Origin of the sequence: Massilia sp. HP4, from assembly GCF_005222695.1 — a bacterium.
Taxonomy (GTDB): Bacteria; Pseudomonadota; Gammaproteobacteria; order Burkholderiales; family Burkholderiaceae_D; genus Telluria.
The window spans coordinates 38780-49022 of sequence record NZ_STGG01000062.1 but is presented as its reverse complement, the minus strand read 5'-3'; the positions used below and the strand labels follow the sequence as shown (position 1 = coordinate 49022).

Annotated in this window: 8 protein-coding genes; 2 read left to right on the top strand and 6 right to left on the bottom strand. The window is 65.5% G+C overall.

Annotated features, from left to right (window positions below):
• The first annotated feature begins 138 nt into the window (after positions 1-138).
• Together E8M83_RS22830 and E8M83_RS22825 are read left to right on the top strand one after the other, a co-directional pair.
• Positions 139-918 (top strand): transposase, encoded by a 780-nt coding sequence (locus tag E8M83_RS22830; protein WP_229491826.1) that lies wholly within the window; start codon positions 139-141, stop codon positions 916-918.
• Between the two features lie 158 nt (positions 919-1076).
• A complete protein-coding gene (locus tag E8M83_RS22825; RefSeq protein WP_137175653.1) occupies positions 1077-3101 on the top strand; it encodes an acyltransferase family protein in 2025 nt (674 codons plus the stop codon).
• A gap of 27 nt (positions 3102-3128) precedes the next feature.
• Here the strand turns inward: E8M83_RS22825 and E8M83_RS22820 are convergent, their stop codons facing one another.
• The 6 genes from E8M83_RS22820 to E8M83_RS22795 are packed head-to-tail and all read right to left on the bottom strand — an operon-like array spanning position 3129 to position 10242.
• Complete coding sequence (locus E8M83_RS22820) at positions 3129-5270, bottom strand: glycosyltransferase family 39 protein (RefSeq protein ID WP_137175652.1); 2142 nt, start codon at positions 5268-5270, stop codon at positions 3129-3131.
• Positions 5271-5279: 9 nt separating this feature from the next.
• Complete coding sequence (locus tag E8M83_RS22815) at positions 5280-6065, bottom strand: PIG-L deacetylase family protein (RefSeq protein ID WP_137175651.1); 786 nt, start codon at positions 6063-6065, stop codon at positions 5280-5282.
• Entirely contained in the window at positions 6055-6921 is an 867-nt protein-coding gene (locus tag E8M83_RS22810; RefSeq protein WP_137175650.1) for a GNAT family N-acetyltransferase, read from the bottom strand. The genes E8M83_RS22815 and E8M83_RS22810 overlap by 11 nt, the downstream gene beginning before the upstream one ends.
• Positions 6921-7295: a GtrA family protein gene (locus E8M83_RS22805; RefSeq protein ID WP_137175649.1), complete on the bottom strand. Its 375-nt coding sequence runs from the start codon at positions 7293-7295 to the stop codon at positions 6921-6923. The genes E8M83_RS22810 and E8M83_RS22805 overlap by 1 nt, the downstream gene beginning before the upstream one ends.
• On the bottom strand, positions 7292-8305 hold the full coding sequence (locus tag E8M83_RS22800) for a glycosyltransferase family 2 protein (RefSeq protein ID WP_229491824.1): 1014 nt from the start codon (positions 8303-8305) through the stop codon (positions 7292-7294). Before E8M83_RS22800 ends, E8M83_RS22805 begins: the two co-directional genes overlap by 4 nt.
• A gap of 8 nt (positions 8306-8313) precedes the next feature.
• Positions 8314-10242, bottom strand: a complete 1929-nt coding sequence (locus tag E8M83_RS22795) for a hypothetical protein (RefSeq protein ID WP_137175647.1) — start codon at positions 10240-10242, stop codon at positions 8314-8316.
• Position 10243: the final 1 nt, after the last annotated feature.

The following is a 10243-nucleotide window of genomic DNA, read 5'->3' as shown; positions in this document are numbered from 1 at the left end:
CTCCGGGTGCGATTGAATACTGGGACTGCTGAATCCAGCAATCAAGTCGCCCAGCATAGCTTTTGCACGGAACAAAGGCCAGCTACGGCGAGGAACATGATCGCACGATACTGAACACCTAAGCTGGGATGGCTGCGCATGTGCGAATCCCTGCGTCTTGCTGGGAAAATTGTCTCTGCCTCGATCGACCGTGTTGCAGACCGCTGGTATGCCAGTATTGTCGTTGACACCATTGCGTCATTCTTGCCGCCTGCCGAAAACCAAGGCGCGGTAGGAGTGGACTTCGGTGTCACGGCGCTGGCTACGCTGTCAACCGGTGAAATCGTCGTCGGCCCGAAGGCGTTGCGAACGCTGCTGGCGCGGGTAAAACGCCTGGCGCGGAGCCTGTCGCGCAAAGTAAAAGGTTCCCGCAATTACGCCAAGGCGAAGAACAAGCTCGCCCGCCTGCATGCCAGGATCGCTGACATACGGCGCGACGGCCTGCACAAGCTGACCACATCCATCACCTGCCGATTCCACATCATCGGGATCGAGGACCTGAACGTCAAAGGCATGCTTGGGAACCGCCGTCTGGCACGCTCAATCGCGGACATGGGCTTCGGAGAGCTGCGCCGCCAACTGGAATACAAGGCGGAGTGGCGTGGTGGGCAGGTGGTCGTGGTGGATCGTTGGTACCCCAGCAGTAAGACGTGTTCATGCTGCGGCCATCGGCTCGATACGCTGGACCTCCAGGTGCGCCAATGGCGCTGCCCGCATTGCGGCGCACTGCACGATCGCGATGTGAACGCGGCAACCAACTTGAGAAATATGGCGGTGAGTTCCACCGTCGCTGCCTGTGGAGGGGAAGGCGCTGGCCTTGCGGGTGAAGCGCAAGGTGAAACCGGCCCCAGCGAAGCAGGAATTCAACAGCAAAGTTAACTTCGGATAGCTTTGCGTAAGTTTGGAGGAACGGCGCTCTGTGCGAGCCCACACCTTGCATGCCCATCGTGCTGTTGGAGTGACATCTTTACATGCGATAATATTTTCTTTTGACTACTTTGCCAGCCTGCCGCAATGCCGCGACGGCGCAAGGTGGAATGAACGGCAGCGCGGTGACGATCACACCGGCCGTGCCAGGCGTTCATCGAAGGGGAATATCCTTGCATACAGATCCGAAGGCAGCCCTCGCTGCCCAGCACGTGTCCTACCGGGCCGATATCGACGGCATGCGCGCGATCGCCGTCCTGATTGTCGTCCTGTTTCACGCCTTTCCCAAGCTTATTCCGGGCGGCTTCATCGGCGTCGACATCTTCTTCGTCATCTCCGGTTACCTGATTTCAACAATCCTGATCAACGAATTCGGGAATAATTCGTTCAGCTACGCCAATTTCTATGCGCGTCGCGCCAGGCGCATCTTCCCGGCCCTGATCCTGGTATTGTCGGCATCGCTGGCTTTCGGTTGGATCGCCCTGTTTCCTGACGAACTGAAGCTCCTCGGAAAACACATCTTTGGCGGCGCCACCTTCCTGTCAAATATCTTCCTCTGGTTCGAGGTGGGCTATTTCGATACCGCCGCTGAAACCAAGCCTTTGCTGCACCTGTGGTCGCTCGGCATCGAAGAGCAGTTCTATATTTTCTGGCCGATCCTGCTTGCCCTGGCATTCAAATATCGGATGAGCCTGTTCTGGCTGACGCTGGCACTGATGGTGGTGTCGTTCGGGATCAATATCGGCGGGCTCGAGAAATTCCCGAGCGCGACCTTTTATTCACTTGCCAGCCGGGCTTGGGAGCTGCTGATCGGCGCGATGCTGGCGTATTGGTCGCTGCAAAGAACGCCGGTATCGTTCGGCTCGAACAGCGCGACCGGACGCAATCTACTGTCCTTCGTCGGGCTTGGGCTCATTATCCTGGCCTGCGCACTGATCCGGGGCGGCAAAGGTTTCCCGGGCTGGTGGGCGCTGCTGCCATCCCTCGGCGCCGGATGCCTGATCGCCGCCGGTCCGCTTGCGTGGATCAACCGGTTCGTCCTGTCGAACCGCGCCCTGGTGTGGGTTGGCCTGATCAGTTATCCGCTGTATCTGTGGCACTGGCCGCTGCTGTCCTTTGCGCACATTGTCGAGTCGGGTACGCCGGCGCTGGAAATCCGCATTGCCGCGGTGCTGGGCGCGGTGCTGCTGGCGTGGCTGACATATGTGCTCGTCGAGCAGCCGATACGCCGGCGCGGCCCGCGCCAGCCTGCTGTCGCCATCGTGCTGGCGGTGCTGGTGGCGGTGATCGGTGGCGTCGGTGGCTGGGTGTACAAGCAGGATGGCCTGCCGACGCGCAAGAGCATCGTCGACAACGCCAATCTGCAGAAAGCGCTGATCGTCGTGGAAGACCGCGATAACGCCGCCGCCTGCAAGAAACGCTATGGATTCGATACGGTCTGGGATTACTGCCTGATGGGGAATGCCGACATTGAGCCAACGATGGGCATGATCGGCGACAGCCACGCTTACCACGTGTCCGCGGGCCTGCTGAAATATTATGGCGAACAGGGTGAGAACCTGGTGTACTTCGGCACCCGTATTCCCTATATCGGCGTCAAGCCCGGTATCAACGACCAGTACCAGGAAGCGACGGCGAAGATGCTTGAGCTGACCCTGTCGACTGCGAGCATCAGGAAAGTCATCATTTCCACGATTGCCAAGCATAGCGATGACACGGCAGAAGGCAGGCTGCTCACCGAGCAATTCCGTGCGACCCTGCGCGCCTTACAGGATGCAGGCAAGGAAGTCATCTATTTCTACGATATACCCACGCTCGACTTCGAGCCGCGCGCCTGCATCAAGAGGGCAGGCATCGCCAGCTCGACCACGAACCGCGATTGCACGATGGATGTCTCTACCTACGAACAAGCCATCAAGGAGCATAACCGGATCGTCGGCGCGGTGCTGAAGGAATTCCCTTCAGTTACCACGTTCGCCCCTGCCAAATACCTGTGCGACGACAAGCATTGCAAGGGGATGCTCGACGGGAAACTGATGTATCGCGACAGCCATCACCTGACGTATGAGGGCGACCTGTATATCGGCGAGAAATTCGCTGAAGAACAGCGGGCCAGGGCGCAGAAATCGCCCTAATGCACGTCGCCGGCCAGGCGGCCGGCGTCAGGGCGCCTGGTCCAGGTCGATGAGCCTGACGCGCACCAGCCCGATGCCGAGCTGGCGCGCATCGCCCTGATAGCCCAAATCGGCCGGCGACTGCGGTTGCGGTATCTCGATGACGATGCTGCGCACCGTGCCGTCGGTCAGCAGGCGCAGGCCGATTTCCTGGGCCGAACCGCTGATCCTGAAGTTCACGCTGGCGTCCCCAGCGCGCAGGACGAAGGGAAGCGTGGCGTTGACGCCGAACGCCTGGCCTTCGAGCATCAGGGCCGCGCGCGGCGGCAGCGGCTGGGCGAAACGCAGCGTAACCTGCTTGCCGGTCGACCAGCGGCCCCACTGTTCGGCGTGCGAGAAGCCGTCGATGCCTTCGAGAAGGCCAGGCTTGAAGCCCTCGTCCAGCCTCGCCTGGCCGATCTCGCGTCCCTTCAGGCGATCGGCCTGGCTGCGCAGCTTGATGAGGCGGTAGCCCGGTCCGGCCTCGCGCACATCGAGCCCTTTCGGCAGCGCGTTCTCCCCGATCAACAGCAGCCAGCCGCCATGGGTCGGCACTTGTTCTTCGCTGAGCGCGCCGTCCCATGGCAAGACCAGCAGCGACGATTTCGGATCGTCGATCTGGAACTGGGCGCGCATGAGGTTCCCGGGAATCTGGCCGACCAGGGTGATGTTGGCGCGCTCGGCAGGGGGCACCAGGCGCCGCGCGGCCTGGCCGCCAAGGTCGGCCGCCGACGCCGTACGCTGCGCCTCGAGTTCCGCCGCCACCCCGACCTGGGTCGCGACCAGGGTCGCGGGCAGCGCCACGATGACGAACAGCAGGGGCGTCGCGCGCAGGCCGGCGGCCCATCCGAGCAGCAGTGCGCCCTGCAGCAGTGCCAGCGCCATCGTGCCCGGATGCGCCAGGTCGATGCCGGCGATGTCCGGGCCATCGACCATCAGCATGCGGTAGCCGGGCAGGTACCTGAGCGCCATCAGCAGCCCCAGGCACAGGCCCAGCGCCAGGGCCCAGCGCAGCAGTGGCGCGCGGCGCACCGCATCGCCGGCCGCGGCGCCGGCCGCCAGCCACAGCAATGGGAACACGAAGCTGTAGTAGCGCAGGTGCAGGCGCATCAGTTCATCGTGGCCCATGAAGTTGAGCGAAGCGGTGTACAGCACGGTCAGGCCGCCTGCCGAACCGAGCATCAAGAAAGTGTAGAGCGCCAGTGCGCCGGGGCTCGCTGCGGCGTTTGCCGCGCCTGCTGCGGTGGCCGGGCGCTGCAGCACTTTGGTGCACATGCCGTAGACCAGCAGCGCCAGCGGCAAGGCGGCTAGCAGGGTGAGGGTGGCCAGGTGGCCGCCGCCGACGACCAGTGCCGGCTTGACCAGGTCGATGACCGAACTGGTGGCCGTGGTGGCGGCACGGCCGTAGAACTGGCCGAACAGATGCAGGCCGGCGTCGCCGGCGATCAGCCAGCCGAGGCCGAACTTGAGGATCACCGCGCTGGCCGCGGCCAGTGCCGCCGCGCCCAGTGCCTGGACGATCCATGCATGGCCGTGGGGGCGAGCCCAGGCGCGGTAGGCCAGGAACAGGCACAGGCCCGGCAGCAGGAACAGGGCGTGCACTTTCACCAAGCTCATCAGTCCGATCACGGCGCCGGCGACGGCGGCATGCACTGCCCAATGCCAGCCGGCGCGGGTCAGCGCGATCCAGCCCAGCAGGCAGAAGCCGAAATAATAGGTCATCTCCGGCATGAAATAGGCGGAGTACAGGTTCAGCGGCGCCAGGGTCGACGCGATCGCGACGGCATAGGCCATCGGCCTGCTGGCGAAGCGTCGCGCGGTCGCGTACAGCACCGCCGCAGACCCGAGCAGGAAGGCCAGGTTACCCAGCCGCACCGCCTCCAGGAAGCGTTCGCCGCCGGCCTCGGTCAGTATCCGCATCAGCCACAGGTAGAGCCAGGACGGCACCAGCGCGACCTCGAACGGCTCCAGGCGCGTCATTTTGCTGTAGTACCACTCGTCGGCGAAGACACTGGGATACAGGCCGTAGTTGCGCTGGAACAGGAACAGGCCGGCCGCCAGCAAGCTGGCGCCCAGGGCGACTTCCCAGGCATGGCGGCGCAGGCTGCCGGCCGCGCGGCCGGTCGGGAGGTCGGTGACGGAACGGGTCATCGAAGGCTTTCAGGAAGGCGGGAAACCGGCGCGCCACTGCTCCAGCGCGCCTTGCATGCGTTCCCAGGTAAAGAACTGGCGTTTTTCGTAGTACAGCGCGCCCGCGTGCGGCCGCTCCAACAGGCGCGCCGGCGATACCGGCTGCAGCGACTCCACGCCGCGCACCATGGTGTGCCAGGCCACCGGCGGGAACAGGCCGACCCAGGTGGTCAGCTGCGATGGATACATCAGGCAGCAGCGCAGGTTGCGCAGGCGGTCGGCCCAGGGAATGGCGATGCGGTCGACCGGACCGTTGGCCGCCAGCGGCGCCAGCACCCGGAACAGCGGACCGCCGAGGCCTTCGGCCTGGTACAGCGAATACTGCCAGGTGCGCGCCAGCAGGCCGCGCCGTTCGGCCTGGCCCACGGCCAGCGCGTGCAGCGCGTCGTGGTCGTGGTGGCCGCCTTCCCAGGCCGTCACATGCAGGGCCTCGATCGCGATATGTCCATCCAGCCAGCGTCCGATCCAGGCGTCGGCCCGGGCCAGGTGCAGCGGCAACTGGGCGTCGCCGATGCCGAGCTGTTCGCCGGCGAAGGCGATGTCGGCGTCCCTCACGCCGAGCCGCTGCAGGACCGCGCGCGATTCGGCATTGCGCTGTGCGCTGGCGGCGCGCGCGGTGCCGCCGTCGGTCAGGTAGGCGCAGGCCACGCGCAAGCCGCGCGCGCGGTAGTGGGCGATGCGCTGCAGCACGCCGAATTCATCGTCCTGGTGGGCGAACAGGAAGAGCGCGACCGCCTGGATCGGTTCAGTAGGCATCGAAGTCGAGGAAGCTGAACTGGATGCGGCTGGGATCGAGCGCGCTCACGCGCTCGCTGAACGAGCGGTAGATCAGGTTCAGCGGCGATGGCCGCAGCTTCAAGGGAATGCTGGCGTAGTTCCAGTAATTGGCGCCGGCGTCCGGCGCCAGGCCGATGAACAGGCGCAGCGGCGACAGCGGTCGCCGCGTGCTGTCGGACTGCGTTGCTGACGACGATGCCGTAGACGCCGGACCCAGCTCGGCGTAGGCCGGCAGGTGGCTGCCCATGGCGGCCGCGTGGAACTGGCGGCGCGCGGCGCCGTCGCGGCGCGCCACCGGGTTGTGCGGATTGGCGCAGCGCCAGGCCAGTGCGGCCTCGCTCCAGCTGCGCTCGAACGACAGCGTCTGCGGTGCCGGACGGGGGCCATGGCGCAGGCGGCCCAGGCCGATTCGCGCTTCGAGCGGGCGCACCAGCTGGAAGCCGAGCTTGCGCACGAAGCCGGGCGTGCTGTTGGCGTTGGCCACGCCATACACGCCGTCGTAGCCGGCGGCGGCGCCGGCCTCGAAGGTCATCGCGGCCAGCTTGGTGAACAGCCCCTTGCCCTGGTAGTCGGGATGGGTGGCGGTGTTCAGCGATAGCAGCACCGTCGTTTCGCGGCCCTCGACCCAGGCGCGCGCCGGGATGCAGACGTAGTGGGCGGCCAGGTTCTCGCCATCCCAGGCATCGTAGCCGACCGCCTGGCCGTCCGGGTTTGCCAGGTACAGCCAGTCGAGATAGGCCGGCGTGAACTTGTTAACGCCGGGGAAGCAGGCCGCGAACAGGGCGCCGTAGCGCGCGATGGTGGCCGGGTCGTGCTGGACGGGAGCGAAGCGCATCACTTGTAGATCCAGTGTTTGCTGAGCAGGTAGCCATTGATTGCCACGATAGGCAATGACACCAGCTTCCCGGCCAGCGGATTGTCGAGGAATGTGGCGGACAAGGCCACACACGCCAGCATCAATGAATAATTGATGCCTACAACACACATATACCTAACAAAATTTGAAGAATTTGCATTTTTACCGAATGTAATTCGAGTATGAAATGCGTAATTCACCAGTAAGCCGGTGCCGAAACCGGCGCTGGCGGCCATCGAGTAGTGTACGCCAAGCAAGAGCAGCAATTGCATCAGGCCGATATCGATCAGCGCGCACAGCACGCCGCCGGCCACGAACACCATGAACTGGCGCGAGCGCAAGACCTGGATCATGGCACGCGCCGGAACAAGGTCTTCTTGTGCAGCGGCCGGGTCGGCACCGAGGCGATGTCGTAGGCCAGGAAGGCCAGGATCAATTGCACGCCCATGATGACGGGCAGCGCCGCCAGCATCACGCTCCCGGCCGGGGTCGCGACGTCGCTCTCGGCCGAACCGATCCAGCGCGCCAGGCCATACACGGTGCCGAAGCCGAGCAGCCCCAAGCCCAGCGGCAGCTCGAGCGAGGCCAGCGACATATTGCGCAGGTAATAGTTATAGAACAGGCGCTTGCCCAGGTTGCGCACGTGCTTGAGCGCGAACTCGGTGACCACCTTCGAAATCTTGAGGTTGCTCACCTCGTCGCCATACTTGGCGTCCATCGGCACGTCGGCCACCACCGCCCCCAGCGTGTTCAGGCGAAACAGCATATCGGTCTCGAAGAAGTAGCGGCGGCTGATCTTGTCAAACGGCAGGTGGCGCGCGGCATCGGCGTGGATCGCCGTATAGCCATTGGTCGGATCGAACAGGTTCCAGTAGCCCGACGACACCTTGGTCATCAGCGACAGCACCGCATTGCCGAACAGGCGCATGGCCGGCATTTGCCGGATCTGCTCGAGGTCGAAGAAGCGGTTGCCCTTGGTGTAGTCGGCTTCGCCGGCCAGGATCGGGGCCACGAAATCGGGCAGCAGGGCGGCGTCCATCTGGCCGTCGCCGTCGATCTTGACGATCACCCGCGCGCCGTCGTCGATCGCGGCGCGGTAACCGGTCATCACGGCGCCGCCCACGCCCTGGTTCTCGGCATGTTCGAGCACGGTCACGCGCGGGTCGCTGCAATTGGCGCGCACGAAGGCGCCGCTGGCGTCGGGACACTTGTCGTCGACCACATAGATGCGCGCGACTTCGGGGCCGATGCCGGCGATCACGCCCAGGATGTGGCGGGTGACGCGGTAGCTCGGGATCACCACGGCAATCGCGGCGGTGGCGGGGCCGGCGATGGCGCCGGGGGTGTCCAGGATGGGATTCATCGGATAGTTCATTTCTGTGCAGCCGGCTTGGCGCGGACGTTGATTTCACGCAGGAAGAAGGCGAGCTGGCGCGGGTCGGAGGCGCCGGGGGAACGCGGCGATTCGTGCTCCAGTTCGATGGCGAGCCGGCCGCCCTGGACTGCCGCCGGCGGCAGGCTCAAGGGACCTTCGCGGTCGAGCTGATGCCAGCCCAGGTCGACGCCGTTGACGCGCACCCGGGTGCGGCCCTGGTTCTGCAGGTAGGCGCCGCTGACCAGGATCTGCTGCGCCTGCAGCGTGTCCACGTGCAGCACCAGCTGCGAACGCGGGCCATTCGACCAGACGCCGTTCCAGCCCGGGCCGTTCGCCTCGAGGCCGCTCCAGCCTTGGCCCAGTTCGACTTGGGCGCCGGCCTTGAGGTCGTCGAACTGGAAGCTGCGCTGGACCAGTTCGCCCGCCGCACAGCGCAGCGGAGCATCGACATAGCGCCAGCCGCGGGTGGCGTCGATGAAGGCGTTGTCGGGCGCGAGCATGGCGCCGGCGCCGCACAGCGCCGCATCGGCGCCGGCGTTGGCCACATTGAGCAGGGCCTTCACCGGCGCGCCATCGATGCGGTAGACGTACACCTCGTCGGCGCGGATGTAATTGTCGTGATGGGCAGTGCGTTCGGCGAAGATCTCGGGCTCGGGATGATACAGGCCAGGGGCATGTGCCAGCACCTGGCGCGCGAGCGGGCTGAAGGTCGTGTAGTGGTAGCTGGCCGCATGCAGCATGGCCAGCGCCTGCAGCGCGGCCACGCCGGCCACCAGCGGCAGCGGCCAGGCGCGGTCGCGCAGCAGCGCCAGCAGCACGAACAGCAGCGGCATCGACGACCAGAACACATAGCGCATCATGCCGGCGGCATCCGAGTTCCAGTTCAATACCGCCAGCGCCGGCACCGCCAGCGCCAGCAAGAACAGCAACGCCACGGACAGCACGCTGCGCGCGCGCAGGTCCTTGCGTGCGCACAGCAGCAGCACGGCGGCGATCAGGCCCGGCAGGCCGATCGCCATGCCCTGGTTCAGGTCGAAGAAGAAGGACAGCAGGCGCTCGCCGCCCACCAGGGTCGGATCGGAGAACTTGCGCGCGATGATGTTCGGCACGCCATACTGGTAGAGATTGAACAGCACCGGCACCGAAAACACGGCCACGCCCGCGGCCAGGCCGACGATATTGGCGCGGTTGACCTGCGCGCGCAGGTTGGCCATCAGGCCAGCGCCGCGTTGCCAGTCGAGGCACAGCTTGAGCAGCGGCGCAAAGCCGAAGAAGAACAGGATGGTCGGATTCTGCCAGCTGGCCAGGCCGGCCAGCATGGCGCCGCGCAGCGGGGCGCCGGCGGTGAAATACAGCATGGCCGCCAGCAGCAGGGCGGCGCTGAGGCATTCCGGGCTGCTCCAGCGCCAGAACAGGACGCCGCCGCACAGCATGAACAGGGCCAGGCCGGCCCAGGCCCGCCGCTCGGAACCGAAGAACCGGCGCAGCGCCAGGCCGAGCACGAACACGGCCGCCAGGTTCACCGCCACGAAGGCCTTGAACGGCGGCGCGCCGATCATCTCGAACAGCTTGAACGGCGCCGCCGCCAGCAGAGGATAGCCGAAGAAGTGGATCGGATAGACGTCGCCGTCCTTGCCGCGGGTGAAGGCCGCATACAGGTCCTGGTCGCCGGCGCGCATGCCGCGTTCGAGTTCATCGAAAGGCGCGCGGTAGGCGTCGCCCAGCAGCGCGCGGGTGCGGGCGATGTCGTCCAGGCGGATATCCGGCGTGCCGTGGCTGGCGATGGCGACGGTGTCGAGCGTGTATTCGACGCTGTCGCCGCGGTAGTCGGTGGGCAGCACGGCCACCAGCACCGCCAGCAGCAGGGCCAGCAGCAGCGGGAAGCGCCAGGGGGCAGGCAGGGTCGAGGCGGTTGTGGACATCATG